The following is a 24,125-nucleotide window of genomic DNA, read 5'->3' as shown; positions in this document are numbered from 1 at the left end:
CGAGCGCCAGCGAGCCCGCCCAAGGGCACAGCGGCGAGCGCCAGCGAGCCCGCCCAAGGGCACAGCGGCGAGCGCCAGCGAGCCCGCCCGGAGACGCAGATCGCCGCCGTCCACGCGGGACGACGGCGATCTGGTCACGTGCTGGTGGGGGTCACTCCCAGTCGATGGCTCGCTGGGTGGTGACGGTGCCGCCGGACTTGACCTTGGTCACCTTGGTGACGGCGGGCTTGGTGTCGACCTCGGCCTGCGCCGGGGACGACAGCGGCAGGAAGGCGAGCGCCGACGCGAAGGTCGCGACGACGATACGCTTGGCAATACGGTTCATGGGGCTACCTGTTCCATCGGGGGACCCGGTCGACCGGGCATGGTCCATCAGGACCATGGTCCCGTAGTCCTGCGGAGATCGTCAATCGAAACGCCGAAAAGCGATCCACTTCCGCCCGATCGGCTGCTGCGTCCTGGCTGCGGAGGACCTGGAGCCGGGACCTGAGCGCCGCACCTAGAGCACGGTGCTGACGCGCTGCCCGGGGGGCGACGCCTCGAGCCAGGCCAGCAGGCCCGTCAGGGCAGCCGGGGTCAGGGCCAGCTGCTGCACCGGCGTCGGGTTGCGGGTGGTCACGACCACGTGCCCGTCGTGGACCGCGTGCACCTCACCGCCCACGGGGTCGCGACGACCGTCGACGGCCATGGCGTCGCGCGAGAACCGGTACGCCGGACGCAGCCGCAGCGAGAAGGTGCGGTACCACTCCAGCGTGCTGCCGCGGTAGACCGCGAGGCCCAGGGTCCACCCCTGGGCCGACGCGCCGTCCCGCTTGTTGACGCTGAGGTCGAAGGCGCCCAGCGTGCGCGCCAGGTACCGACGTCGCAGGACGAGGACGGCCAGCAGGACGACGGTGAAGGCGATCGCGGCGAGGACGAGGTCCACGGCCCACAGCCACAGCGGCACCCCGCCCTCCCTCCTCCGTCAGACGGCCGAGAACCCTAGGCCAGCTCGATGCCGCGGAGCTTGGCCTCGGCGCGCTGGACGGCCGCGTCGTCGTCGTCGGCCCGCGCCTGCTCCAGCTCGGCCTGCACCTGGTCGCGATCGAGCTCGGACACCAGGTGGGTGTCCTCGCTCAGGATCGAGACGCGGTCGTCGGCGACGGACAGGAACCCGTCCTCGACGACCGCGACGACCGTCTCGCCGTCGGCCTTGATCTTGACCACGCCGGGCACGAGCACCGACAGCAGCGGTGCGTGCCCGACGAGGACACCGAGGTCACCCTCGACGGTGCGGGCGACGACCTCGTGGGCCTCGCCCGACCACACCACGCGGTCGGCGGCGACCAGCTCGACCTGGAGCGTCGTGTCCGCCATCAGGAGTTCTTCTGGATCTCGGCCCACTTCGCATCGACGTCGTCGAGACCGCCGCACATGAAGAAGGCCTGCTCGGCCACGTGGTCGTACTCGCCGTCGCAGATCTTGGTGAAGGCGTCGATCGTCTCGTCGAGCGGGACGGTGGAGCCCTCGATGCCGGTGAACTGCTTGGCCACGTAGGTGTTCTGGCTCAGGAAGCGCTGGATGCGACGGGCGCGCGAGACGATCGTCTTGTCCTCCTCGCTCAGCTCGTCGACACCGAGGATGGCGATGATGTCCTGGAGCTCCTTGTTGCGCTGCAGGATGCCCTTGACCCGGTTGGCCGTCGTGTAGTGGTCGTCGGCGATGTAGCGCGGGTCCAGGATGCGCGAGGTGGACGTCAGCGGGTCCACCGCGGGGTAGATGCCCATGGAGGCGATCTCGCGGTTGAGCTCGGTGGTGGCGTCCAGGTGCGCGAACGTGGTGGCCGGGGCCGGGTCCGTGTAGTCGTCGGCCGGCACGTAGATCGCCTGCAGCGACGTGATCGAGTGACCACGCGTGGAGGTGATGCGCTCCTGCAGCACGCCCATCTCGTCGGCCAGCGTCGGCTGGTAGCCCACGGCGGACGGCATGCGGCCGAGCAGCGTGGAGACCTCCGAGCCGGCCTGCGTGAACCGGAAGATGTTGTCGATGAACAGCAGCACGTCGCGGTTCTGGACGTCGCGGAAGTACTCCGCCATCGTCAGGGCCGACAGCGCCACGCGCAGACGCGCTCCGGGCGGCTCGTCCATCTGGCCGAAGACGAGGGCCACCTTGTCGAGGACGTCGGCCTCCTCCATCTCGGCAATGAGGTCGTTGCCCTCGCGGGTGCGCTCGCCGACTCCGGCGAACACCGACACGCCGTCGTGGTCCTTGGCCACACGGGCGATCATCTCCTGGATGAGCACCGTCTTGCCGACGCCGGCGCCGCCGAACAGGCCGATCTTGCCGCCGAGGACGTAGGGCGTCAGCAGGTCGATGACCTTGATGCCGGTCTGGAACATCTGCGTCTTGGACTCGAGCTGGTCGAACGCGGGGGCCTTGCGGTGGATGCCCCACCGCTCGGCCGCCTCGAAGGTCTCGCCCTCGGGCATGTTCATGACCGCACCGGTGGTGTTGAACACCCGGCCGAGGGTCTGGTCGCCGACCGGCACCGAGATCGGCTCGCCGGTGTCGGTGACGACGCTGCCGCGCACGACACCGTCGGTCGGGCGCAGGCTGATGGCGCGCACGAGACCGTCGCCGATGTGCTGGGCGACCTCGAGGGTGAGGGTCTCCTCGCTCCCGGGGATGCTGGTCTCCACGGTGAGCGCGTTGTAGATCTCCGGCATCGAGTCCGACGGGAACTCGATGTCGAGGACCGGGCCGATGACCCGCGCGACGCGACCGGTGGTCGTGGTCTTCTCTTCGGCAGTGGCAGTCATAGCTCTCTCACTCCTGACCAGCGGTGGCGTCGGCGAGCGCGTTGGCGCCGCCCACGATCTCGCTGATCTCCTGGGTAATGCCGGCCTGGCGGGCCTGGTTGGCAATGCGGGTGTACTTCTCGATGAGGTCCTGCGCGTTGTCGGTCGCGGACTTCATGGCCTTCTGGCGGGCGGCGAGCTCGGAGGCGGCCGCCTGCAGCTGGCAGTAGTAGATGCGGCTGTTGACGTACTTCGGCAGCAGCGCGTCGAGGACCTCGTGGGCCGAGGGCTCGAACTCGTACAGCGGCAGCAGGTCCGACTCCTCGGGAGCCTCCGTGCCCTCGACGACCTCGAGCGGGAGCAGGCGGATGACGTCCGGCTCCTGCGTGAGCATCGACTTGAACCGCGTGAACACGATGTGCAGCTCGTCGACGGCGCGGGACGGGTCGATGGCCTCCTCGTCCGTCTCGTCCTGGGCGAACAGGCTCGTGAGCGCGTCGCCGATCTCGCGGGCGTTGGCGTACTCCGGCTTGTCGGAGTACCCGGTCCACGACTCGACGAACTCGCGCTGGCGGAAGGAGAAGTACGTCACGGCCTTGCGACCGGAGAGGTAGAAGTCGACCTCCTTGCCCTCGGACCGGAGCTTCTCGGTGAGCCGCTCCGCCTCCTTGAGGACGCTGGAGGAGTACGACCCCGCGAGGCCGCGGTCGCTCGTGATGACGAGCACCGCCGCCCGCGTGGGGTTCTCCTTCTCGGTGGTGAGCGGGTGGTCGACGTTGGAGAACGTCGCCACCGCCGACACCGCCCGGGTCAGCTCACGGGCGTACGGGGCTGCCGCCGCCGCGTGCTGCTGCGCCTTGATGATGCGCGAGGCGGCGATGAGCTCCATGGCGCGCGTGATCTTCTTGGTCGCCTGGGTCGACCTGATCTTCGCTCGTAGCTCTCGTACCGACGCTGCCATGTGGGTCAGCCCCGCTTCTGCTTGACGATCTGCTCCTGCTCGACGTCCTCGTCGTCCAGAGCGTCGAACTCCTCGCGACCGACGGAGATGCGTCCGCCCTCGCTGGTCTCGAACTGCTCCAGGAACGACGTGTACGCCGACTCCAGGGAGGACGCCGTGTCGTCGTCGAACTTCGCCGTCTCGCGGATCGTGGTGAAGATGCCCTCGTGCGAGCGCTTCACGTAGTCGAGGAACTCCTCCTCGAAGCGGCTGATGTCCTCGACGGGGACCGGGTCGAGCTTGCCCTGGGTACCGGCCCAGAGCGAGACGACCTGCTGCTCCATGGGGAACGGAGCGTACTGGCCCTGCTTGAACAGCTCCATCAGGCGCTGTCCGCGGGCGAGCTGCGCCTTGGACGCGGCGTCGAGGTCGGAGGCGAACATGGCGAACGCCTCCATGGCGCGGTACTGCGCCAGGTCGACCTTGAGCGAGCCCGTGACCGCCTTCATCGCCTTGGTCATGGCCGCACCACCGACGCGCGAGACGGAGATGCCGACGTCGACGGCGGGACGCTGGTTGGCGTTGAACAGGTCCGACTGCAGGAAGATCTGGCCGTCGGTGATCGAGATGACGTTGGTCGGGATGTAGGCCGAGACGTCGTTCGCCTTGGTCTCGATGACGGGCAGACCCGTCATCGAGCCGGCGCCCAGCTCGTCATTGAGCTTGGCGCAACGCTCGAGCAGCCGGCTGTGGAGGTAGAAGACGTCTCCGGGGTAGGCCTCGCGGCCCGGCGGACGACGCAGCAGCAGCGAGACCGCACGGTAGGCCTCGGCCTGCTTGGAGAGGTCGTCGAAGATGATCAGGACGTGCTTGCCCTGGTACATCCAGTGCTGGCCGATGGCCGAACCGGTGTACGGGGCGAGGTACTTGAAGCCGGCCGAGTCCGAGGCGGGGGCCGCGACGATCGTCGTGTACTCCAGCGCACCCGCGTCCTCGAGGGCGCCGCGGACGCCGGCGATGGTCGAGCCCTTCTGACCGATGCCGACGTAGATGCAGCGGACCTGCTTGGTCGGGTCGCCGCTCTCCCAGAACTCCTTCTGGTTGATGATCGTGTCGATGGCGATCGCGGTCTTGCCGGTCTGGCGGTCACCGATGATCAGCTGACGCTGGCCACGGCCGATGGGCGTGAGCGAGTCGATGGCCTTGATGCCGGTCATGAGCGGCTCGGAGACCGACTGGCGCTGCACCACGTTGGGGGCCTGGAGCTCGAGGGCACGGCGGCCGTCGGTCTCCACGTCACCCAGACCGTCGATCGGCTGGCCGAGCGGGTCCACCACGCGGCCGAGGTAGCCGTCGCCGACGGGCACGGAGAGCACCTCGCCGGTGCGCTTGACCTTCTGGCCCTCCTCGATGCCGGAGAAGTCACCCAGGATGACGACACCGATCTCGCGGACGTCGAGGTTCAGCGCGAGGCCGAGCGTGCCGTCCTCGAACTCGAGCAGCTCGTTGGCCATGGCCGAGGGCAGACCCTCGATCCGGGCGATGCCGTCGCCGGCCTCGGCGACGATGCCGACCTCTTCGGTCTTGCTGGCGCTCGGGGAGTAGTCGGACACGAACTGCTGCAGCGCGTCGCGGATCTCCTCGGGACGGATGGAGAGTTCCGTCATGTCTTCTGCCTGCCTTCTGTGGGTCTGGTGGCTGGGTGGTGCCGGATGATCAGGGGACGTCAGCCGGCGAGCTGCCGGCGGGCGGCCTCGAGTCGGCTGGACATGGTTCCGTCGACGACCTCGCCCTCGACGGAGACGGCGATGCCTCCGACGACCGACGGGTCGACCACGATGTTGAGGTGGACGTCGCGTCCGTACTTGCCGGCCAGGGCGGCCGCGAGTCGGGAGCGCTCGTCGTCGGACAGCTCGTAGGCCACGCGCACGACCGCGACGAGGCGATCGCGACGCTGGGCCGCCACCTCGCCGAACGCGGTCAGGACCTTCTCGAACGACCCGGTGCGTGCCACGACCGCCTGCTGCGCGAGCTCGAGGGTCTCGGCCGAGACCTTGCCCTCGAAGATAGAGGCCAGCAGGACCGCCTTGGCCTTGGCCGGGACCGAGCGATCGGCCACGACGCCACGGAGCTCGACGTCGCCGGCGACCGTGCGGCCGAGCTCGAACAGGTCGGTCTCGACCCGCTCGACGTCACCGGCGGCGTCGGCACGCCCGACCAGGGCGGCCGCACCGGCGGTCTCGAGGGCGTCGGCCAGGTCACGCCCGGCATTCCAGCGCGACGCCGCCGCGGCCTTGACCACGTCGAGGGTCGCGCCGTCGACCTGCGAGCCGAGCACGGTGGCCGCGAGGCCCGCCTTGGCCTCGGGCTCGGTCGACGGGTCCGTGAGCACACGGCGCAGCGCCGGGTTGGCGTCGAGCAGCGCCACCACCCCGAAGAGCTGGCTGCCGAGCGCCGCCGAGGAACCCTGGGCCGACTCGACGGCCGACAGGACCTCGTGCTGGGACCTCGCGGAGATGCCTCGCATCAGTTGGCCGACCCCTCCAGCTCCGTGATGAAGCGCTCGACGGTGCGACGCTGACGCGCCTCGTCCTCGAGCGACTCACCGACGATGCGTCCGGCGAGGTCCGTGGCGAGCGAGCCCACCTCGGCCTTCAGCTGGGCGAGGGCCTGCGACCGCTCGGCCTCGACCTGCGCGTGCGCCGTGGCCGTGATGCGGGCGGCCTCGTCCTGGGCCTGGGCCCGGAGCTCGGCGATGATCTGCGCGCCCTGCTCCTTGGCCTCCTCGCGGATGCGCGAGGCCTCGTGCCGGGCGTCGGCCAGCTGGGCGTTGTACTTCTCGAGCGCGGCCTGCGCCTCCTTCTGGGCAGACTTGGCCTCCTCGATCCCGCCCTCGATGGCGGCGGTCCGCTCGGCGAACGCCTGCTCGAAGTTGGGCACGACGAACTTGCGGACCAGCAGGAAGAGGATGCCCAGGACGACGAGGCCCAGGACGATCTCGGGCAGCTCGGGGACGAGCGGGTTGTGCTCCTCGCCCTCTGCTGCGGCGACCAGGATCGCGCTCATGGTGAATCTCCCTTAGCGAGGATCAGTTGTAGCCGAAGACGAAGGCCAGGGCCAGCGCGATGATGAAGAACTGCTCAGCGAGGACGAAGCCGAAGATCGCGATGCCCTGGAGCTTGCCCTGCGCCTCGGGCTGACGGGCGACGCCCGTGACGTACGCGGCGAAGATGAGGCCGACGGCGATGGCCGGGCCGACAGCGGCCAGTCCGAGGCCGACGGTCGCGATGGAACCAGTCATGACGGTTCTTTCCTTTCGTGGTGACGCAGGAGGCGTCGGGTGCGGGTCGAGAGGTGGTCAGGTGGTACCGAGCGAGCTCAGTGCTCGTCGGCGATCGCGCTGCCGATGTACATCGCGGTCAGCAGCGTGAAGACGTAGGCCTGCAGGAACATGATCAGCATGTCGAGGAAGCTGACCCCGATGCCGAGCAGGAAGGACACGATCCCGGCGGGGATGCCGATGGCGGCGTTCGCGTAGTCGGTCACCAGGTACGCGGCGCCGAGCGAGAACAGCAGGATCAGCAGGTGCCCCGCGAACATGGTCGCGAAGAGTCGCAGCGCGAGCGTGAACGGTCGCACGATGATGTTGGAGAGGAACTCCAGCGGCACCAGGGCCAGCAGGATGGGGCCCTTGGCCCCGGCCGGCACGGTCTGGTGCTTGAGGTAGCCGAAGAAGCCGTGCCTGCCGATGCCCGCGACGTTGTAGATCAACCACGTGACGAGGGCCAGGGCCACCGGGAAGCCGAACTTCGACATCGACGGGAACTGGATGACCGGGATCACGCCGTAGAAGTTGTTCACCAGCACGAACAGGAAGACCGTGAACAGGTACGGCACGTACTTCATGTAGTCGGCGCTGCCGATGTTGTCGCGGGCGATGCCGTTGCGGATGAAGCCGTAGACGTACTCGCCGGCGAACTGCAGGCGGCCGGGGACCACCGCGGCCTTGCGGCTCGTCGCGTAGGCGAAGCCGAAGACGATGACGATCGAGAAGACGAGGAACAGCTCGGGCTTGTTGACCTCCCAGCCGCCGATCGTGAACGTCGGCGGGAGCAGGAAGCTCCCGGGGCCGGGCTGCGGCGGGCCGTCAGCGGCAGCCGCCAGGGCGGTCGAGGCGAGGGTCACTCGGTCACCTTTGTCTCATGGCGCGGTCGATTCCGACTGGGAAGTCGGCGATCCGGCATACGGCCAGCGTCATCGTTCACGTCGTGACCGACCGGGAACCGGCTGGGCTTCGACGCACTCGAGAGGCTACCAGGAGGTCACGACGGGGTGTCGTCCAGGTCATACGTGAGGACTCGGCGGCGGCGGAACGCCCGGACCTGCAGGGCCGTCCAGACCAGGCTGCAGACCACGGCGGACAGGCCGAAGGCGCCGCGGTCGACGTGCTCGGCCACCCCGCCGACGTCGAAGAGCAGCAGTAGCACCGCCATGGCGGCGAACGCCTTGACGAGGAAGAACAGCACCGCCGCGGGCAGGGCGAGCACCGGGCTCGAGCGCGCGACCGGGTTCATCACGAGCGGCGTGGAGCCGAGGAAGGCCACCACCACGATCCCGGCGAGGAGGGCGCCGAGCACCCCCGGCCACCCGTGGGTGGCGCCGGCGACCGCCGTGCACACCAGCACGGCGGCGACCATGGGGACCACGACGGGGAGGGCCCGCCGCCAGGCGGTGGGGCGGGGCTCCGGCGCCGAGCCGTTCACGTGCGGTCCCACACGCGACCCTCGAACCGCGGCAGCACGAAGGCCGAGGCGGCCGTGAGCAGGGCGAGCACGACAAAGCCGACGATCGACTGCCAGCCGCTGAACAGGCTCACCACGACGCTGCCGAACGCCACGAGCCCGGCTGCCGCGTACATGAGCAGGACGGCACGACGGTGCGAGTGGCCGATCTCGAGCAGCCGGTGGTGGATGTGCATCTTGTCCGGGCTGAACGGCGAGCGTCCGGCCCGCGTGCGCCGCACCACCGCGAGCGCCAGGTCGAGGAACGGGACGAGCAGGATCGCGAACGGCAGGAACAGCGGCAGCAGGGCGGGCAGGAAGCTCGCCGCTCCCCCGCCCACGCCCTCGGAGAGGCTCGTGGCCGGGAACTGGCCCGTGAGGCTGATCGAGGAGCAGGCGAGCATGAAGCCGATGAGCATCGAGCCGGAGTCGCCGATGAACATCCGCGCCGGGAAGAAGTTGTGCGGCAGGATCCCGATGCACGCACCGGCCAGGGCCGAGGTCAGGAGGGCCGCGGCGATGGCGCGCGTCTCGCCGTTGACCACGGCGAGCGAGAACGCGTACGAGAAGAAGGCGATGGCGCCGATCGCGACCATGCCGGCCGCGAGGCCGTCGAGCCCGTCGACGAAGTTCACCGCGTTGGCCGTGGTGACGATCAGGAGCACCGTGAAGATGATCGACTGCGCGTTGTCCAGACCCAGGTAGTTGTTGTAGAGCGGCAGGTAGAGGAACTGCACCCCCATGGCCACCACCACGACACCGGCGAGCACCTGGCCGGCGAACTTGCTGAGCGCGTCGAGCTCGAAGAGGTCGTCGATCACGCCCACGACACAGATCACCGCTCCCCCGACGATGACCGCCTGCGCGTCGCCGAAGACCGCGTCGTCGTTGCGCGACAGGAACGGCAGGTGGGTCGCCACGAGGTAGGCCGACACGAGCCCGCCGAGCATCGCCGGGCCGCCGAAGTACGGGGTAGGGATGGCGTGGACGTCGCGGTCGCGCACCCGGGCCACGGCCCCGAAGCGCACCGCGAGCATCCGCGCGATCGAGGCCAGCAGGTAGGTCACCCCGAGGGCGACCCCGAAGACGACGAGGTACTCACGCACCGAACGGCTCCACGGTGTTGTTGTAGCGGTGGAGCACGTCGAGGGTGACCGGACCCTCGCGCAGGATGCGCGGCGAGCTGCCGGTCACGTCGAGGATCGTGGAGGCGGTGCCGCCGGGGCTGGACCCGGCGTCGAGGTAGACCGCCACCGCGTCGCCCAGCATGCGCTCGGCGTCGTCGACGGTCACGGCGGCCGGCTCGCCGGTGAGGTTCGCGCTGCTCACCGCGAGCGGGCCCGTCTGCTTGAGCAGCGTGAGCGCGACGGGGTGGTCCGGCATCCGCACGGCCACGGTGTGGTGCGTCTCGCCCAGGTCCCACGTGAGGGACGGCTGCTGGCGGCAGATGATCGTGAGCGGCCCGGGCCAGAGCTCGGTGGTCATGGACCGCAGCCATCCGGGGACGTCGGTGGCGAGCGCCTCGAGGGTCGTCGGGGCGCCGACGAGCACGGGCGGAGGCATCTGCCTCGTCCGGCCCTTGGCGTCGAGCAGGCGCTGCACGGCCTCGGGCGAGAACGCGTCGGCGGCGAGCCCGTACACCGTGTCGGTGGGCACCACGACCAGCTCACCGGACTCGAGCACGCCCTGGGCGGCGTCGATCCCGGTCTGACGTGTCTCCTCGTCGGCGCAGTCGTACCTCACCGGGACACCCTAACGGCCGTGCCGGCGCCGACGCAGCGCCCACGCGGTCGGCCCACGCCGTCCGCCCACGCCATCCGCACGCGGCCTCACAGCACACCGTGGATGACGAAGGCGATCGCGAGGAACTGGATGGTGCGACCCAGGAAGACCATGGCGAGGAAGACCCAGAGCCGCTGGCGCGACAGCGGGGCGAGGAGCGTCACGACCGCGAGCGGCGGCACGGCTGCGAGCGCGGACAGGAACACCGTGGCCGCGCCCGCCACCGGGCGGTCGAGCCACGTGAGCAGGAGGTCGCCGGTGCGGCGCAGCCACGCTGTCACCCGGTTCCGCGGCGGTCGACGCTCGGCCTGCTTGCGGTACCGGGCGGAGCCCTTGCGCACCAGCTGGAACACGATGGCCTTGCCGGCCACCGTGCCGACGCTGAGCGTGAGGATGACCAGGGCGAGGTCGAACCGGCTGTCGACGAGGGCGCCGAGGCTCAGCACGTAGATCTCGGCGTTGAGGAACATCGGCAGGATCGCCGAGCCCACGCCGAAGGCGAAGGCGGCCGCGTGGACCAGGACGACTGCCATGGTCCGGGAGCCTATCGGCAGGCGGACGCCCTGCGGGCACACCCGTCGCCGAGGACCTCCCGGCGCGCCGGGTCAGCGCAGCACGACGTCGCCCACCAGCCAGGCGCCGTCCTGCCGGAGCATGGTCATGACCACGCGGCTCCGCTCGGTGCTCTGCGTGCCGTCGCTGCCGCGGGTGATGGTCTGGTCGACGAACAGCAGCACCTCGACCTCGTCGGTGGACACGGCCCTGCCGACCGCCTCGACGACGTCACCGACCGCACGCGCCTCGACCCGGCGCGCCACCTGGGCGACGGGTTCGTTCGCCTCGGCGTACTCCCGCGCGAACTGAGGGGTCGCGCCGGTGCGCGCCCAGGCCGTGTCGGCGTCGAAGGTCTCGCCGGTGTAGCTCGTGAGCTGGACCGCGCGGTCGCGCGCCACGGCCGTGGCCTCCGCCACGGCGTCCGCACGCTGCTGTGCCGACCGACCGGACAGGACGAGCCACCCCGCACCGACGACCGCGGCCACCAGCGCCACCGCCAGCGCGAGGGCCACGACACGCACCCGTCGGTCCCCGCCCGACGACAGGCGCTCCACGGCACTGCCGCGCGAGGTCGTCACCGTCGGTCCTGCGGCAGGGGCGCGTTGGACGACCCGCGCTGCTGGCCCTCGAAGGTCGTCGGGCACGAGCGGTCCGGATCGATCGGCCGGCGCTCCGCGTGCTTGGGGCTCGGGTCGGCGACGCCGTAGGAGCACACCCCACCGGGCGAGACCAGCATGTTGGTCTGGAGTCGTCCGTCCTTCACGGCCTCGGCGAACCGGTCGAACCCGCTCGGGAACACCCGGAGCAGCTCGCGCAGGTGCTGGTCCCGCGGGATCGTCATGTCGGCGAAGACGATCATCTCCTCGAGCACCCGCGGGAGCTCGAGCGCGACGAGGGACGTGAGCTCCCTCAGGTCCTGGACCCGTGCCGGGAGGGTCTCGATGCTGGTGCGGAGGGTCGGGTCGTAGTCGGCGAGCCAGGCGGTGAACGACTCGGCGGACCGCGCGAACTGCCGGAACTCGTCCTCCACGTCCACGCCGGTCCGCAGCACCGTGCGCCCATTGACCAGGAGTCGTTCGGTCTGCGGCCAGGTGCGGTCGAGGGTCTCGACGATCCGCGAGCCGGAGTCGAGGACGCGGCGCAGGTCGTCGGGGTCCTCGAAGGCCACGCGCAGCTCCTGCAGCGTGGTCCGCAGGGCGGCGGTGTCGACGTCGGACATGAGGTCGTCGACCGAGCGCAGGGTCTGCGCGACCGTCGTCGGCGTGGTGGTCGCCGACGCCGCGATGCGGTCGCCGTCGTCCAGCCACGGTGCGCGGTGCTGCTCCGGCTGCAGGTCGAGGAACTGCTCACCGGCCGGGGAGAGCGAGCGCACGACCGCCCTGGCCGAGGCCGGGACCTGGGCACCGGGGTCGAGGGACAGGGTCGCGACGGCTCCGGACCCCTGGACGCGGACGGTGTCGACCTTCCCGATGCGCACTCCGCGGTAGGTGACGCCCGACCCCTCGAACAGACCGCCGGTCGTGGCGAGGTCCACCTCCACGCGGTCCTGGCGCTGCCCGACCGTCCCTCCCAGGACGGAGGTGTAGAGGTGCATCGAGACCAGGACCAGCACGGCGAGCAGCGCGAAGGCACTGGTGCGGTACTTCATGGGCATGGGACGGCTCATCGAGCGCCTCCCAGCAGTCCGTCGAGGCCCAGACCGGTGAGACCGCCACCGCGCGGGGCGTCGGTGCCCGACCCCGAGGAGACGCCGCTCGGGGGCACGATGCGGTCGAGGCCCGGGAGCGACCCCACCAACGACTCGATCCCCTCGACCAGCCCGTCCCCGGAGAGCCCGTCCGTCCCGGGTGTCTCGATCCGTGGCAGGTCGAGGTCGCCCACCCCCGGCAGCGACGGCAGCCCGACGCTCACGGAGGTCTGGAAGTACAGGTACGTGTTGAGGTACTCCGCCGGCACCGCCTCGTCGATGAGCCTCGAGAAGCCCACGAGGGTCCGCAGGCCCGGCTCGAACGCGTCCGCCGTCGTGTTGAGCGACTCGAACACCGGCCCCGCCTGGGCGAGCACCGTGGTGAGGTCGTCGCGCGAGCGGCCGACCACGTCCACGACGTCGGCGCCGAGGCGGTCGATCCCGCTCAGGAGGTCCACGAGCTCGTCGGTGTTCTCCCGGACGACCTCGGCGGCCGGGCGCAGGTCAGTCAGGGCGGCATCGACCACGTCCTCGCGCTCGTCGAGGACCCGCGACACCTCGGCCAGCGCGGTGAGCGCGGCATCGAGCTCGGCGTCGGAGGCGTTGAGGGCCGACGCCGTCCCCGCCATCCGCCGCAGCGCGGAGCGAACGGCCGGTTCGCGACCCCCGAGCGCCGCGTTGGCCTCCTCGACGATGGTCTGGACCTGGCCGAGCCCACCACCGTTGATGAGCATCGAGGCCGCCGACATGGTGTCCTCGATGGTGGGGGCGCTCGACGCGTCGCCCGCGGCGAGCACCGATCCCGGCGCCAGGAACGGACCGTCCGCGTCCTCCTCGCCGATGTCGACGAAGAGCTCACCGAGCGGTGTCGTGGCGCGCAGCCGCACCGTGGTGCCCTCACGCAGCCGACGGTCCGCGAGCACGTCCATCGTGACGCGGGCCCGGAAGTCGCGGACCGAGATCTCCCGCACCCGCCCGACCAGCACACCACCGCTCTTGACCGGCGCACCGACCGCCAGGTTGAGCGCGTCGTCGAACTCCGCGGACAACGGGTAGGAGTCACCGTCCAGCCGACTCCCGGGCAGGGGCAGGTCGGACGCCGTGGTGCTGCACCCGGCCAGGGCGACGGCGAGCAGCACCCCCACGACGGCGCGGCCCAGGCGGCGCGACGGTCCGGTCATCCCTGGCTCACCCCCGCCAGCGTCTGCAGGACGGTCCACAACGGCAGGTCGAGCAGGCCAAGACGCTCGCAGGCGTCCTGCGGCGCGCGCTCGCAGAGGTCGGCGACCACCGTCCTGCCGGGCACGAGGTCGAGCGGACGCGTGCGGAAGCTGAGCCGGTCGTTCTCGTCGATCGCCCGGACCAGGTTCTGCAGCATGAGCGGCCCCGTGTCGAGGAGCTGCTGGTAGTCGGCCTGGTGGTCGGCCAGGTCCTGGGCGAGCGCCACGAAGTCGTCCATCTGCGAGCTGATCCGCCCGCGCTGGTCGCGCACCACGATGCCGACCTCGCGCACCATGGCCGTGACGGCGTCGAACGTCGCCTCGATCGACTCGTGCTGCTCGTCGAGCATCGTGGTGGCCTCGGCGACCTGGTCCACGAACTGCCGGACCACCTGGTCGTCGTTCGCCACCGCCGTCGTGAGCCGGTCGAGCCCGGTGATCGTGCCCTCGACGTCGCCCAGCTGGGCGTCGATGGTGCCCAGCACGTCGGCCATCCCGGCCAGCCCGTCGCGGATCGCGCCGCCGTTGCCGTCGAGGTTGGCCGCCGACGACGTCAGCAGGCCGTTGAGCGCGTCTCCGCCGTCCGCCCCCAGGGCCGACGACGTGGACTCCAGCGTCGAGAGCAGCTCGTCGAACTCGACCGGTGTCCGCGTGCGTTCCAGGGGGATCACGTCGCCGTCGCGCAGCGTCGCTCCGTCGCGGTAGACCGGTGTGAGCTCGACGTAGCGATCCGTGGCGACCGACCGCGACACCACCACCGCAGCGGCGTCGGCCGGGACGTCGATCCCGTCGTCGAGACGCAGCGTGACGTCGACGTGTCCGCCGCGCGGGCGCACCTCGACGACCTCACCGACCCGCACCCCCAGCACGCCGACGTCGTTGCCCTCGAAGAGTCCTGCGGCGTCACGCAGCTGCACGGTCACGGTCCGCCCACCGGATCCGACGCAGCTCGAGAGCAGCGGGACCACGAGCGCCACCACGAGCACGGGCAGGAGAGGCCGCCACCACCGTCGGGCCCTCATGAGCACTCCTCCGGGCTCGCGAGGCACGCGAGGTTGTCGTTGATGGCGACCGGCACGTGCAGGTCGAGCCAGGGGCCGTTGCCCGACGCGTTGGCGACGTACTTCGTCATCGTGGCCAACGACGACAGGGCTTGCGTCACGTCGTCGCGGGCGTCCTCGAGACCGTCGAGGGCGGTGGTGAGGTCCCGCAGCATCGGGTCGAGGTCCTCCTCGGTGTCGTCGAGCAGACCCCGCACCTGGACGGCCATGCGCTGCGCGTCGGACAACATCTGGTCGAACACCTCACGACGGGAGGTCAGCTCGCCGAGCACGAGCGTCGACTGCTCCAGCAGGTCGAGCACGGCGTCGGCGTTGCGGTCGAGCGTCCCCGTCACGTCGTTGCTGGCAGCCAGGAGACGGGACAGCTGGGCGCTGCGCCGCGACGCGACGCGCGCGAGGTCGGCCACGCCCTCGACCGCCGCCCTGGTCTCGTCGGGGGTGCGACCGAGCACGTCGGCCATCACGTTCATGGAGCGGGCCAGCCCCTCGGCGTCGAGGGTCTGCAGGGCGTCGGACGAGGCGTCGACGACGTCCTGCAGGTTGTAGGGCACCGAGGTCCGCGCGAGCGGGATCCTCGCGTCCGCGAGGTCACCGGTGCCGCGCGGGGCCACCTCGAGGAAGTGGCTCCCGAGCAGCGTCGCGACCTTGACCGCGACCGCCGTGGACCGACCGAGCCGCACGTCGCGGTCGGCGGTGAAGGTCACGACCACGCGGTCCTTCGCCAGCCGGATGCCGGTCACCTCCCCCACGCCGACGCCGGCGACCTGCACCTCCTCGCCGACCCGCAGGCCGGCCGTGTGCTCGAGCTCGGCCGTGTACGTGCGCTGGCCGAACGGGATGACGCTGAGCGCCAGGACGAGCAGGCCGAGCACCCCCAGTCCCACGACCCCGACCATGCCGACGCGGCGTGCGTGCGTCCGTCGATCGCTCATCGGCAGACCTCCGAGTAGGGGCCGTCGGTGGAGCCGAGGTTGATCAGCTCGCCACCGACCTCCACCCCGAGGTTGCAGATGTACATGTTGAGCCAGGTGCCGTACGACATCGGTCGGGCGAACGCGCCGGTAGCGGTCGGCACGGCGGCCAGCATGGTCTGGAGCTCGCCCATGTTCTCGGCGAACAGCGCCGCGGTGGTGCGCAGCGCCGTGGTCACCCGGGCGACGTCGGGGCGGGTGTCCTCGACGAGGTCGGCCGTGACCCGGGAGAGCTCGGAGATGCCGTCGATGGACTCACCGATCGTGGTGCGCTGCTCGGCCAGGCCGGTCATCAGCGCCCGCAGCTCCCCGACCGTGGCGGTGAGGTCGTCCTCGCGGTCGACGAGGTTCTCGAGCACCGGGGTGAGGTGGGTGAGGACGTCGGTGACGACCGCGTCCTTGTCGGCCAGGTTGCGCGTGAGCGTCGCCGTCTCGTCGAGCAGGCTCTCCACCGTGCCGCCCTCCCCCTGGAGCACCTTGACCACCGACTCCGCGAGCTGGTTCACGTCCTCCGGCCGGAGCGTCTCGAAGAGCGGCTCGAAGCCGTTGAGCAGCGCGGTGAGGTCGAAGCCCGCGCTCGTGCGCGACGTCGGGACGACGCTGCCCGGCTCCAGGGCCCTGCCCCGCTCACGGCCGGGCAGCAGCGCCAGGTACCGCTGGCCGAGCAGGTTCTGGTAGCGGATCACCATGCCCGTGGTGTCGGTCAGGCGCTGCCCCTCTCCCACGGACACGCGCACGCGGGCCGTGTCACCACCGACGAGCTCGATGCCGTCGACGCGACCGACCCGGACACCTGCGGCTCGCACGTCGTCACCGACGCGCAGCCCGCTGACCGAGGTGAAGTCCGCCGCGTAGGTGCGGGTGGTCCCCTCCGTGCTGTTCAGCATCGTGTTCGCGAGCACCACGAGGACGAGCACGCACACAGTGGCGAAGGTGACGAGCTTGACGACGGTGGCCCTCATCGGTCGCCGCCCTCCAGGTAGGGGCGCCCCAGGAGCTCGGCGACACCACCCTGGGGGGCAGCCTCCAGCGCGTCGAGCATGCCGCGGAGCTCGGCGACCAGCGCGTCGTCGTCGGGCGTCGCGGCGCTCGTGCCGCTGTCCGTCGAGCCGGGCGAGCCACCGCACCGCGGACCGCGGGCCGTCCCGTAGGTGGGGCAGTCCGACGCGGTGTACGGCGCGTCGTCCCCGGTCTTGATGAAGACGTTGGTCGACATGTAGGAGCCCTGCGAGAACGTCTCGGCCTGCTTGGCCGCGAAGTCCACGAACGACGTGAAGCTGTCGGGCAGACCGGCACGCTCGTCGTACATGGCGTCGACCACGACCGCGGCACCGTCGAGCGCCTCGACGAACGGGTCCCCGACGGCGTCGAGCGCCCGCCGCCCCTCGCCCACGAGAGCGTTGCTCCCGGAGATGAGCGTGGTGAGCTGCGCCCGCTTCTGCACGATCGTGCGACTCGTCACGAGCGCGTTGCGCGTGGCGTCGAGCAGCTGCGGCGACGTCTCGGCCAGCGTCGTCATGTTCTGCGCGAACAGCTGGAGGTCCTCGCGCAGCAGGGGCAGCCGGGGCTCCAGTCGGCCGAGGTAGCCGGAGACCGTCTCGATCGTGCCGCCGAGCTGCTCGCCGCGGCCGTCGAGCGCCGTCGCGAGCGCACCCAGGGTGGCAGACAGCTCGGCCGGCTCCACGGCGGTGAGGATGCGGTAGGAGCTGTCGAGCGTGTCCTGCAGCTCGAGCGTCTCGGCGTCCCGGGCCTGCTCGATGGCGGACCCGGCTCGCAGGGCCCCGCGCTCGCTCCGGGGTCGGACCAGGTCGACGTACGTCGTGCCGAACACCGTGGCCGGCAGCACGCGCGCCGTCACCTGCGCCGGGACCCCACGTGCGTGCCGCTCGTCGATGCGCAGGTCGATCCGTACCGAGGGGTCGCCACCGTCGGCCGTCGTAACCGGCTCCTGGGTGATCGAGGTGACGCGTCCGACGATCACGCCGTCGAGCTTGACGTCCGAGCCCGGGACGAGCGACCCGCCGGCGTCGTCGACGAGGGCGTGCGCCGTCGTGTCGTCCGCCAGGGCACCCCGCGACACCGCGGCCAGGGCCGCGCCCACGAGCACCAGGAGCACCACGAGCACGAGGCCGCGACGCACGAGGACCGCGCGGCCGGGGTCGTCGGGATCGATCGTCGTCAGGTCCATCGCCGCATCACCCCGCGATCCGGACGCCGGGGTCGCCGCCCCAGAAGAGCAGCGTGAGCACCATGTCGAGCAGGACCACGACGACGATGCTGGCCCGGATCGCCCGGCCCGTCGCCTCGCCGACACCCTGCGCCCCACCGCTGGCGGTGAACCCGAACCAGCAGTGGATGAGCGTCACGGCCGCGGCGAACACCAGGATCTTCACGACCGACAGCAGCACGTCGCGCAGGGCGACGAACGAGGTGAAGTAGTGCTCGAACGTGCCCGGCGGTTGTCCGAAGATGAACGTGACGGAGAGCTGGGTCGCCAGGTACGAACCGGCCAGCCCGATCAGGTAGAGCGGGAGGATCGCCGCCATCGCCGCGATGAGCCGGGTGGTGACCAGGAAGTGCAGGGGCGGGACCGACATCACCGCGAGAGCGTCGATCTCCTCGTGCACCCGCATCGATCCGAGCTGTGCGGTGAAGCGACAGCCGACCTGGGCGGCCAGGGCGAGCGCCGCGATGAGCGGGGCGAGCTCGCGCGTGTTCACGACCGCGGACACGAAGCCGGTCAGGGGTGCCAGCCCGATGGTCTCCAGCCCGTTGAACCCCTCGATGCCGAGGGAGGTCCCGGCCGACAGCGACAGCAGCACCATGACGCCGACCGTCCCGCCCCCCACCAGCAGCGCACCGGTCCCCCAGCTGATGTCGGAGAGGATGCGGAACGTCTCGAGCCGGTAGGTGCGCAGCGTCGTGGGGATCGCCCCCACCACCTTCGCGACGAAGGTCAGCTGGGCCCCCATCAGCTCCAACGCGTTCCCCGGCGCCGCCATGGCGCGCCGGCCCGCGCGCTCCAGGCCGCTCATGCCATCCTCTGCGGCACGAGCATGACGTAGCCCTGGGTGATGACGACGTTGACGACGGCCAGGGCGATGACGCTGATCACGACACTGGCGTTGACCGCGTCGGCCACGCCCTTGGGGCCGCCCTGCGCCGACAGACCCTTGTGGCACGCCACGATCGTGGCGATGAAGCCGAAGATCGCCGCCTTGGCCTCGGCGAGCAGCAGGTCGGAGGGCTGGGCGAAGCTCGTGAAGGACCCGATGTAGGTGCCCGAGCTGACGTCGCCGGACCCGACGTTGAGCGCGTAGCCGGTGGTCATGGCGGTGGCGGCCACCACCACGTTGAGCAGCAGGCCGACCGTGACCGCTGCGACCATGCGGGGTGCCACGATGCGCTGCGTCGGGTCGAGTCCCATGACGCGCATGGCGTCGATCTCCTCGCGGACGGTCTGCGAGCCGATCTGGGCACAGATGGCCGAGCCGACGGCTCCGGCCATGAGGAGCGAGGTGACGAGCGGCGCGCCCTGGCGGAGCACGCCGATGCCGTTGACCGCCCCGGAGAACGAGACCGCACCGATCTGCGACGCGACCGCACCGACCTGCACCGCCACGATCACGCCGAACGGGATCGCGACCAGGATCGTCGGCAGCAGGGCCACCCGCGTCATGAACCAGGCCTGCTCGACGTACTCGCGCCAGGCGAACCGCCCGCGCAGGACGTCGACGACGGCGAAGCGCAGGGACCCGATGCCGAGCAGGATCATCTCGCCGAAGGTCTCGAGGCCGGCGTTGCCGGAGGCACGCAGGCCCGTGACGGTGCGCGCCAGACGCCCGGGAGCCGCGCGTGGGGGCACCGACGTGTCCGCGCTCATCCGACCTCCCTCGCCGCCTCAGGCCATACCTGTACGAAGGTACTAGTTCATCGTCTCTCGCGGAAGAGAACGAGCCAGGGAGTCGTGAGTCACGTCACACGGACAGGCGCGGCGACCCCCGGTGGGTCGGAACCCGTGGGTCGGAACCCCGTCGGCGGGGCGAGCCTCAGGGGCGGCGGGCGGTGAGGAAGCGGGGTCGGTCCGCGAGGTCCACGTGGTCACGCACGTCGGACCAGCGCCCGGCGAAGACGCCCGGGGCGGACTCCCCCTGCGCGTCGGCGTGCTCGGCCCCGACCCAGCCGCCCGGGCGCAGCAGCCGCCACGCGGCCTGCTCGAGCGCACGCATGGCGTCGAGACCGTCGTCGCCCGACCACAGCGCGAGCGACGGGTCGTGGTCGCGCGCCTCGGGGGCGACGCTCTCCCAGGCCTCGAGCGGGATGTAGGGCGGGTTGCAGACGACCACGTCGACGGTGCCGTCGAGGTCCGCGAACGCCTCGAAGGCGTCCCCGAGCCGAAGGTCGACGCCGGTGTCGCCCAGGTTGCGCTCGGCCCAGCCGTAGGCGGACTCGTCGAGCTCGACGGCGTGCACCCGGGCCCGCGGCACCTCGTGCACGATCGACAGCGCGATGGCGCCTGAGCCGGTGCACAGGTCGACGACCACCGGCGGCTCGTCGCGCGCGGCGACGACGGCGGCCGCCTGCTCGACGGCCCACCCCGCGAGCAGCTCGGTCTCGGGGCGTGGGACGAAGACGCCCGGGCCGACCTCGAGGTCGACGTAGCGGAACCCGGCCGAGCCGGTGAGGTGCTGCAGCGGGACCCGACGAGCCCGCGCCTGGACCATGTCGCGGTACACCTGCGCCTGGGGACCCTGCGGGCGTGCGGTCAGGAGAAGACCGCGTGGCGTCCCGGTCACGTGGGCGAGCAGGATCTCGGCATCGACCCGCGGCGACGCGACGCCACCAGCGGTCAGCGTGTCCGTGGCCTCGTCCAGGAGCCGCTCGGCCTGGCTGCGCACCCGGCTCACGGTCGCGACCCGTCGACCGACTCGAGTCGCTCGGCGAGGTCGGAGTCCACGAGGGAGCCGATCACGTCGTCGAGGGCGCCGTCCATCACGGCATCGAGGTTGTAGGCCTTGTACCCGGTGCGGTGGTCGGAGATCCGGTTCTCGGGGAAGGTGTAGGTGCGCACCCGCTCCGAGCGGTCCATGGTGCGGATCTGGGACCTGCGGGCGTCGGAGGCCTCGGCGTCCGCTGCGGCCTGGGCCGCCTCGAGCAGCCGCGCCCGGAGGATCCGCAGGGCCTGCTCCTTGTTCTGCAGCTGGCTCTTCTCGTTCTGGCAGCTCACCACGAGACCCGAGGGCAGGTGGGTGATGCGCACCGCCGAGTCGGTCGTGTTGACGCTCTGACCACCCGGGCCGGAGGACCGGAAGACGTCGATGCGCAGGTCGGCGTCGTGGATCTCGACGTCGACGTCCTCGGCCTCGGGCAGCACCAGGACACCGGCCGCCGACGTGTGGATCCGTCCCTGCGACTCGGTGACGGGGACGCGCTGCACGCGGTGCACCCCTCCCTCGAACTTGAGGAGTGCGTAGGGCGCCTGGCCGGGCTCCGGCGTGCCCTTCGCCGCGACCGACGCGGTGACCGACTTGTAGCCACCGAGAGCGGACTCCGTGGCGTCGATGATCTCGACCCGCCAGCCCTTGCGCTCGGCGAACCGGGTGTACATGCGCAGCAGGTCGGCGGCGAACAGGGCCGACTCCTCGCCCCCCTCGCCGCCCTTGACCTCCAGGATCACGTCCTTGCCGTCGGCGGGGTCGCGCGGGACGAGCAGGCGCTGGAGCCGCTCGGCGAGGGCTGCGCGCGTCGTCTCGAGCTCGAGCGCCTCGTCGTCGAGCTCGAGCTCACGTGCGGCCTGGAGGTCCTCCTCGGTCTGCTGCCACTCGCGGTAGGTGCCCACCACCGCGCCGAGCTCGGCGTACCGTCGACCGACACGCTTGGCGCGGCCGGCATCGGAGTGCAGGGCGGGATCGGCCATCTGCCGCTCGAGCTCGGCGTGCTCGGCGACCAGGCCCTCGACAGCCTCGAACATGGCGATCCTCTCGTGCCCTCGGCGTCTCGACGACGCGTCCGGTCCCTGGGCCGGCGGCCCTGGGACGACGACGCCGACCCGTCCCTCGCGGGATCGGGTCGGCGTGTCGGAGGAGCTACTTCTTGCCGTAGCGCTTCTCGAACCGGGCCACGCGGCCGCCGGTGTCGAGGATCTTCTGCTTGCCCGTGTAGAACGGGTGGCAGGCCGAGCACACGTCGGCACGGAGGGATCCCTCGGTGGCGGTGCTGCGGGTGGTGAACGAGTTGCCGCAGGTGCAGGTGACCTGGGTCTCGACGTAGGTGGGGTGGATGTCGCGCTTCATGATGTCCTCTCGTCGGTACTGGGTCGGACCGCGGCGCGGGCCGTGAACCAGGACCAAGGCTGGATTCTGCCAGGGGCACCCTGGTCAACCCAAATCGTGCCCCGTCTGTTCCCGCCGCGCCGGTCCGTACGTGCGGCTCGTGCGCCTCGTCAGGAGGCGAGCAGGGCCTCGATGTCGGAGGCGATCTTCTCGGGCTTGGTGGTCGAGCCGTAGCGCTTGACCACGTTGCCCTCGGTGTCGATGAGGAACTTGGTGAAGTTCCACTTGATCTTGTTCCCGGCGAACCCGCTCTTCTCGCTGCGCAGCCACTGGTAGAGCGGGTGCGCGTCGTCGCCGTTGACCTCGACCTGCGAGAACATCGGGAAGCTGACCCCGTAGTTCCGCTCGCAGAAGGCGGCGGTGTCGTCGTCGGAGTCGGGGTTCTGCCCGCCGAACTGGTCGCACGGGAAGCCGAGCACCACGAGGCCGCGGTCGGCGTAGCTCGCGTAGAGCTCCTCCAGGCCGGCCAGCTGCGGGGTGAAGCCGCACTGGGTCGCCGTGTTGACGACGAGCAGCACCTTGCCCCGGTAGTCGGCGAGCTCGCGCGGGGTTCCGTCGATCGCGTTCGCGGTGAAGTCGTATGCAGTGGTCACGCGCCCATCCTAGGTACACGGCCCGAGCGCCGCAGGAGTCACCGATCCTGCACACACCTCCTGATCCCGTGAAAGCCCGGCGAGGCGGCGCCTGCGCGTCCTACGATGTCGCCACGGCGGTGGATGGGAAGCCATCCAGCAGGGACGCCGGGACGAGGGAGTCGTCATGAAGTCGTTCGCCTGTGGGGACGTCGTCCCCGGGTGCACCGCCCGGTGGGAGGAGCCGTCCGACGAGGCCGTCCTCGCGCGCGTCGCCCACCACGCCGCCCAGGTCCACGGCCTGGTGGAGGTCCCGGCCGAGCTGGTCGCGGCCGTCCGGGCCTCGATCCGCACCACACCAGCGCCGGTCTGATGTCCGTCGCACCCTGGGTCGTCTCGACGCCCCAGCGGATCGATGCCGACGTCGCCTTCAGTCCGATCCTCGACCTCGCGCGCGGCGTGGTGGCCGGCTACCAGACGGTGGCCTCCCCCGTCGGGGCACGCCGGTCGCAGGACGTCGTCGACGACCCGTGCTCGATCATGACCGCCGCTCTCGCCACCGCGGCGACGTTGCCGCCCGACACCTTCCTGACCGTCCCCCTGGGGCTGGGCGACGAGGGCCCCGGCGACCTCGACGACCCGGCGCTGATGTCGGTCCTGAAGGCGCACGGCGACCTCTCCGGCGTGGTGCTGGACCTGCGCGACGTCCCCGAGGACGTGGGCCCCGCACCGACGGGCCGGCTCGAGGTCCTGCGCGAGGCGGGCGCCAGCGTGGCACTCGGTGGCGAGCAGGCGGCCCAGCCCACGCTGCGCAACATCATCCGTCTGCGCCCCTCGATCGTCCGGCTCGGCCGTGCCTGGGTCGAGGGGATCGAGCACAGCGCGGAGAAGCGCGACGCGATCGAGGTGACGGGCACGATGGCCGCCCAGCTGGACGCCTGGGTGCTCGCCGAGGGGGTCAGCACGGCCGCAGAGCTCCGCACGCTCTCCGAGCTCGGGGTCCCCCTGGCGCAGGGCCCGCTCGTCGGCCCGGCCCGACCGGTGTGGCAGAACGCCGCGCCCCAGGCTCACCGTGCCCTGCCCCGGGACCGGGCGCCGGCCGTGGACGGCGTGCTTCGTCACCTGCTCCGCCGCGCGTACACGACCGACGACGTCGGCTCGGCCCGCTCGGTGCTGGCCGAGACGGTCGGCTTCGAGGTCGTCGTCGCCGTCGACGAGCACCGGCGTCCGCACACGGTCCTCGTCAAGGACGACCACGGACGGTGGCAGTCCAACGACGTGCTGGCCGTGCACGTGGACACCCCCCTCTGCGACGCCGTCGCCCGGGCGATGTCACGCCCGCGCAGCACCCGGTTCGGGCCGCTGGCGTGCACCGACTCCGCAGGCGGGTTCCTCGGCGTCCTCCACCTGGAGGACCTCATGGCCCACCTGGCCGGCCAGGCCTGAG

General features: G+C 71.1%; 29 protein-coding genes. 2 read left to right on the top strand and 27 right to left on the bottom strand.

Features of this window, described 5'->3' with window-relative positions; translation table 11 throughout:
• Window positions 1-151: 151 nt before the first annotated feature.
• The 27 genes from NUV38_RS15770 to NUV38_RS15640 form a co-directional block, all read right to left on the bottom strand.
• Complete coding sequence (locus NUV38_RS15770; protein WP_257730030.1) at window positions 152-325, bottom strand: hypothetical protein; 174 nt, start codon at window positions 323-325, stop codon at window positions 152-154.
• A 174-nt stretch (window positions 326-499) separates the two neighbouring features.
• Window positions 500-946, bottom strand: coding sequence for a DUF2550 domain-containing protein (locus NUV38_RS15765; RefSeq protein WP_257730029.1), 447 nt, complete (start codon window positions 944-946; stop codon window positions 500-502).
• 35 nt (window positions 947-981) lie between these two features.
• On the bottom strand, window positions 982-1,356 hold the full coding sequence (locus NUV38_RS15760; protein WP_257730028.1) for a F0F1 ATP synthase subunit epsilon: 375 nt from the start codon (window positions 1,354-1,356) through the stop codon (window positions 982-984).
• Window positions 1,356-2,798, bottom strand: coding sequence for a F0F1 ATP synthase subunit beta (gene atpD / locus NUV38_RS15755; RefSeq protein ID WP_055966996.1), 1,443 nt, complete (start codon window positions 2,796-2,798; stop codon window positions 1,356-1,358). The genes NUV38_RS15760 and atpD overlap by 1 nt, the downstream gene beginning before the upstream one ends.
• Before the next feature lie 7 nt (window positions 2,799-2,805).
• The gene (locus NUV38_RS15750) at window positions 2,806-3,738 is read right to left on the bottom strand and encodes a F0F1 ATP synthase subunit gamma (protein ID WP_257730027.1); all 933 of its coding nucleotides are present in this window, start codon (window positions 3,736-3,738) and stop codon (window positions 2,806-2,808) included.
• A gap of 5 nt (window positions 3,739-3,743) precedes the next feature.
• The gene (atpA, locus tag NUV38_RS15745) at window positions 3,744-5,384 is read right to left on the bottom strand and encodes a F0F1 ATP synthase subunit alpha (RefSeq protein ID WP_055966991.1); all 1,641 of its coding nucleotides are present in this window, start codon (window positions 5,382-5,384) and stop codon (window positions 3,744-3,746) included.
• Window positions 5,385-5,443: 59 nt separating this feature from the next.
• Window positions 5,444-6,244 (bottom strand): F0F1 ATP synthase subunit delta, encoded by an 801-nt coding sequence (locus tag NUV38_RS15740; RefSeq protein ID WP_257730026.1) that lies wholly within the window; start codon window positions 6,242-6,244, stop codon window positions 5,444-5,446.
• Window positions 6,244-6,783: a F0F1 ATP synthase subunit B gene (locus tag NUV38_RS15735; protein ID WP_055966985.1), complete on the bottom strand. Its 540-nt coding sequence runs from the start codon at window positions 6,781-6,783 to the stop codon at window positions 6,244-6,246. Before NUV38_RS15735 ends, NUV38_RS15740 begins: the two co-directional genes overlap by 1 nt.
• A gap of 22 nt (window positions 6,784-6,805) precedes the next feature.
• Window positions 6,806-7,018 (bottom strand): ATP synthase F0 subunit C, encoded by a 213-nt coding sequence (locus NUV38_RS15730; protein ID WP_055966982.1) that lies wholly within the window; start codon window positions 7,016-7,018, stop codon window positions 6,806-6,808.
• 77 nt (window positions 7,019-7,095) lie between these two features.
• Window positions 7,096-7,902 carry a F0F1 ATP synthase subunit A gene (gene atpB / locus NUV38_RS15725; protein WP_257730025.1) on the bottom strand — a complete coding sequence of 269 codons (807 nt, stop codon included), beginning with the start codon at window positions 7,900-7,902 and terminating at the stop codon, window positions 7,096-7,098.
• 137 nt (window positions 7,903-8,039) lie between these two features.
• Window positions 8,040-8,492 carry a hypothetical protein gene (locus NUV38_RS15720; RefSeq protein ID WP_257730024.1) on the bottom strand — a complete coding sequence of 151 codons (453 nt, stop codon included), beginning with the start codon at window positions 8,490-8,492 and terminating at the stop codon, window positions 8,040-8,042.
• Entirely contained in the window at window positions 8,477-9,604 is a 1,128-nt protein-coding gene (locus NUV38_RS15715; protein ID WP_257730023.1) for a glycosyltransferase family 4 protein, read from the bottom strand. Before NUV38_RS15715 ends, NUV38_RS15720 begins: the two co-directional genes overlap by 16 nt.
• Entirely contained in the window at window positions 9,597-10,241 is a 645-nt protein-coding gene (locus NUV38_RS15710; RefSeq protein ID WP_257730022.1) for an L-threonylcarbamoyladenylate synthase, read from the bottom strand. The genes NUV38_RS15715 and NUV38_RS15710 overlap by 8 nt, the downstream gene beginning before the upstream one ends.
• A gap of 86 nt (window positions 10,242-10,327) precedes the next feature.
• Window positions 10,328-10,813 (bottom strand): VTT domain-containing protein, encoded by a 486-nt coding sequence (locus tag NUV38_RS15705; protein WP_257730021.1) that lies wholly within the window; start codon window positions 10,811-10,813, stop codon window positions 10,328-10,330.
• Between the two features lie 72 nt (window positions 10,814-10,885).
• A complete protein-coding gene (locus NUV38_RS15700) occupies window positions 10,886-11,413 on the bottom strand; it encodes a hypothetical protein (RefSeq protein ID WP_257730020.1) in 528 nt (175 codons plus the stop codon).
• Window positions 11,410-12,501 (bottom strand): MCE family protein, encoded by a 1,092-nt coding sequence (locus NUV38_RS15695; protein ID WP_257730019.1) that lies wholly within the window; start codon window positions 12,499-12,501, stop codon window positions 11,410-11,412. The genes NUV38_RS15700 and NUV38_RS15695 overlap by 4 nt, the downstream gene beginning before the upstream one ends.
• Complete coding sequence (locus tag NUV38_RS15690; RefSeq protein ID WP_257730018.1) at window positions 12,498-13,703, bottom strand: MCE family protein; 1,206 nt, start codon at window positions 13,701-13,703, stop codon at window positions 12,498-12,500. The genes NUV38_RS15695 and NUV38_RS15690 overlap by 4 nt, the downstream gene beginning before the upstream one ends.
• Window positions 13,700-14,764, bottom strand: coding sequence for an MCE family protein (locus NUV38_RS15685; RefSeq protein WP_257730017.1), 1,065 nt, complete (start codon window positions 14,762-14,764; stop codon window positions 13,700-13,702). The genes NUV38_RS15690 and NUV38_RS15685 overlap by 4 nt, the downstream gene beginning before the upstream one ends.
• The gene (locus tag NUV38_RS15680) at window positions 14,761-15,735 is read right to left on the bottom strand and encodes an MCE family protein (protein ID WP_257730016.1); all 975 of its coding nucleotides are present in this window, start codon (window positions 15,733-15,735) and stop codon (window positions 14,761-14,763) included. The genes NUV38_RS15685 and NUV38_RS15680 overlap by 4 nt, the downstream gene beginning before the upstream one ends.
• Window positions 15,732-16,736 carry an MCE family protein gene (locus tag NUV38_RS15675; RefSeq protein ID WP_257730015.1) on the bottom strand — a complete coding sequence of 335 codons (1,005 nt, stop codon included), beginning with the start codon at window positions 16,734-16,736 and terminating at the stop codon, window positions 15,732-15,734. Before NUV38_RS15675 ends, NUV38_RS15680 begins: the two co-directional genes overlap by 4 nt.
• Window positions 16,733-17,962 (bottom strand): MCE family protein, encoded by a 1,230-nt coding sequence (locus tag NUV38_RS15670; protein ID WP_257730014.1) that lies wholly within the window; start codon window positions 17,960-17,962, stop codon window positions 16,733-16,735. Before NUV38_RS15670 ends, NUV38_RS15675 begins: the two co-directional genes overlap by 4 nt.
• 7 nt (window positions 17,963-17,969) lie before the next feature.
• Window positions 17,970-18,809: an ABC transporter permease gene (locus NUV38_RS15665; RefSeq protein WP_257730013.1), complete on the bottom strand. Its 840-nt coding sequence runs from the start codon at window positions 18,807-18,809 to the stop codon at window positions 17,970-17,972.
• Entirely contained in the window at window positions 18,806-19,657 is an 852-nt protein-coding gene (locus NUV38_RS15660; RefSeq protein ID WP_257730012.1) for an ABC transporter permease, read from the bottom strand. Before NUV38_RS15660 ends, NUV38_RS15665 begins: the two co-directional genes overlap by 4 nt.
• A 166-nt stretch (window positions 19,658-19,823) precedes the next feature.
• On the bottom strand, window positions 19,824-20,672 hold the full coding sequence (gene prmC, locus NUV38_RS15655; protein ID WP_257730011.1) for a peptide chain release factor N(5)-glutamine methyltransferase: 849 nt from the start codon (window positions 20,670-20,672) through the stop codon (window positions 19,824-19,826).
• A gap of 5 nt (window positions 20,673-20,677) precedes the next feature.
• Window positions 20,678-21,745: a peptide chain release factor 1 gene (gene prfA / locus NUV38_RS15650; RefSeq protein ID WP_257730010.1), complete on the bottom strand. Its 1,068-nt coding sequence runs from the start codon at window positions 21,743-21,745 to the stop codon at window positions 20,678-20,680.
• A gap of 115 nt (window positions 21,746-21,860) precedes the next feature.
• Window positions 21,861-22,067: a 50S ribosomal protein L31 gene (rpmE, locus tag NUV38_RS15645; protein ID WP_055966938.1), complete on the bottom strand. Its 207-nt coding sequence runs from the start codon at window positions 22,065-22,067 to the stop codon at window positions 21,861-21,863.
• Between the two features lie 149 nt (window positions 22,068-22,216).
• Window positions 22,217-22,699, bottom strand: a complete 483-nt coding sequence (locus tag NUV38_RS15640) for a glutathione peroxidase (protein WP_055966935.1) — start codon at window positions 22,697-22,699, stop codon at window positions 22,217-22,219.
• Between the two features lie 166 nt (window positions 22,700-22,865).
• On the opposite strand from NUV38_RS15640, the gene NUV38_RS15635 reads away from it, so the two are divergent.
• Both NUV38_RS15635 and NUV38_RS15630 read left to right on the top strand, forming a co-directional pair.
• A complete protein-coding gene (locus NUV38_RS15635; protein WP_257730009.1) occupies window positions 22,866-23,051 on the top strand; it encodes a DUF1059 domain-containing protein in 186 nt (61 codons plus the stop codon).
• Window positions 23,051-24,124: an EAL domain-containing protein gene (locus NUV38_RS15630; RefSeq protein ID WP_257730008.1), complete on the top strand. Its 1,074-nt coding sequence runs from the start codon at window positions 23,051-23,053 to the stop codon at window positions 24,122-24,124. Before NUV38_RS15635 ends, NUV38_RS15630 begins: the two co-directional genes overlap by 1 nt.
• Window position 24,125 lies beyond the last annotated feature (1 nt).

This window comes from Aeromicrobium sp. 50.2.37 (assembly GCF_024655735.1).
GTDB lineage: Bacteria > Actinomycetota > Actinomycetes > Propionibacteriales > Nocardioidaceae > Aeromicrobium.
This window is presented reverse-complemented; position numbering and strand designations above follow the sequence as displayed.

Excerpts from the sequence above, each read along its gene's own strand:
- NUV38_RS15630 (WP_257730008.1), top strand. The coding sequence starts at position 23,051 with ATGTCCGTCGCACCCTGGGTCGTCTCGACGCCCCAGCGGATCGATGCC.
- rpmE (WP_055966938.1), bottom strand. The coding sequence starts at position 22,067 with ATGAAGCGCGACATCCACCCCACCTACGTCGAGACCCAGGTCACCTGC.
- NUV38_RS15770 (WP_257730030.1), bottom strand. The coding sequence starts at position 325 with ATGAACCGTATTGCCAAGCGTATCGTCGTCGCGACCTTCGCGTCGGCG.
- NUV38_RS15750 (WP_257730027.1), bottom strand. The coding sequence starts at position 3,738 with ATGGCAGCGTCGGTACGAGAGCTACGAGCGAAGATCAGGTCGACCCAG.
- NUV38_RS15690 (WP_257730018.1), bottom strand. The coding sequence starts at position 13,703 with ATGACCGGACCGTCGCGCCGCCTGGGCCGCGCCGTCGTGGGGGTGCTG.
- NUV38_RS15695 (WP_257730019.1), bottom strand. The coding sequence starts at position 12,501 with ATGAGCCGTCCCATGCCCATGAAGTACCGCACCAGTGCCTTCGCGCTG.
- NUV38_RS15670 (WP_257730014.1), bottom strand. The coding sequence starts at position 17,962 with ATGGACCTGACGACGATCGATCCCGACGACCCCGGCCGCGCGGTCCTC.
- NUV38_RS15760 (WP_257730028.1), bottom strand. The coding sequence starts at position 1,356 with ATGGCGGACACGACGCTCCAGGTCGAGCTGGTCGCCGCCGACCGCGTG.
- atpD (WP_055966996.1), bottom strand. The coding sequence starts at position 2,798 with ATGACTGCCACTGCCGAAGAGAAGACCACGACCACCGGTCGCGTCGCG.
- NUV38_RS15635 (WP_257730009.1), top strand. The coding sequence starts at position 22,866 with ATGAAGTCGTTCGCCTGTGGGGACGTCGTCCCCGGGTGCACCGCCCGG.
- NUV38_RS15705 (WP_257730021.1), bottom strand. The coding sequence starts at position 10,813 with ATGGCAGTCGTCCTGGTCCACGCGGCCGCCTTCGCCTTCGGCGTGGGC.
- NUV38_RS15735 (WP_055966985.1), bottom strand. The coding sequence starts at position 6,783 with ATGAGCGCGATCCTGGTCGCCGCAGCAGAGGGCGAGGAGCACAACCCG.
- atpA (WP_055966991.1), bottom strand. The coding sequence starts at position 5,384 with ATGACGGAACTCTCCATCCGTCCCGAGGAGATCCGCGACGCGCTGCAG.
- prfA (WP_257730010.1), bottom strand. The coding sequence starts at position 21,745 with ATGTTCGAGGCTGTCGAGGGCCTGGTCGCCGAGCACGCCGAGCTCGAG.
- NUV38_RS15680 (WP_257730016.1), bottom strand. The coding sequence starts at position 15,735 with ATGAGCGATCGACGGACGCACGCACGCCGCGTCGGCATGGTCGGGGTC.
- NUV38_RS15730 (WP_055966982.1), bottom strand. The coding sequence starts at position 7,018 with ATGACTGGTTCCATCGCGACCGTCGGCCTCGGACTGGCCGCTGTCGGC.
- NUV38_RS15685 (WP_257730017.1), bottom strand. The coding sequence starts at position 14,764 with ATGAGGGCCCGACGGTGGTGGCGGCCTCTCCTGCCCGTGCTCGTGGTG.
- NUV38_RS15665 (WP_257730013.1), bottom strand. The coding sequence starts at position 18,809 with ATGAGCGGCCTGGAGCGCGCGGGCCGGCGCGCCATGGCGGCGCCGGGG.
- NUV38_RS15740 (WP_257730026.1), bottom strand. The coding sequence starts at position 6,244 with ATGCGAGGCATCTCCGCGAGGTCCCAGCACGAGGTCCTGTCGGCCGTC.
- NUV38_RS15660 (WP_257730012.1), bottom strand. The coding sequence starts at position 19,657 with ATGAGCGCGGACACGTCGGTGCCCCCACGCGCGGCTCCCGGGCGTCTG.
- NUV38_RS15675 (WP_257730015.1), bottom strand. The coding sequence starts at position 16,736 with ATGAGGGCCACCGTCGTCAAGCTCGTCACCTTCGCCACTGTGTGCGTG.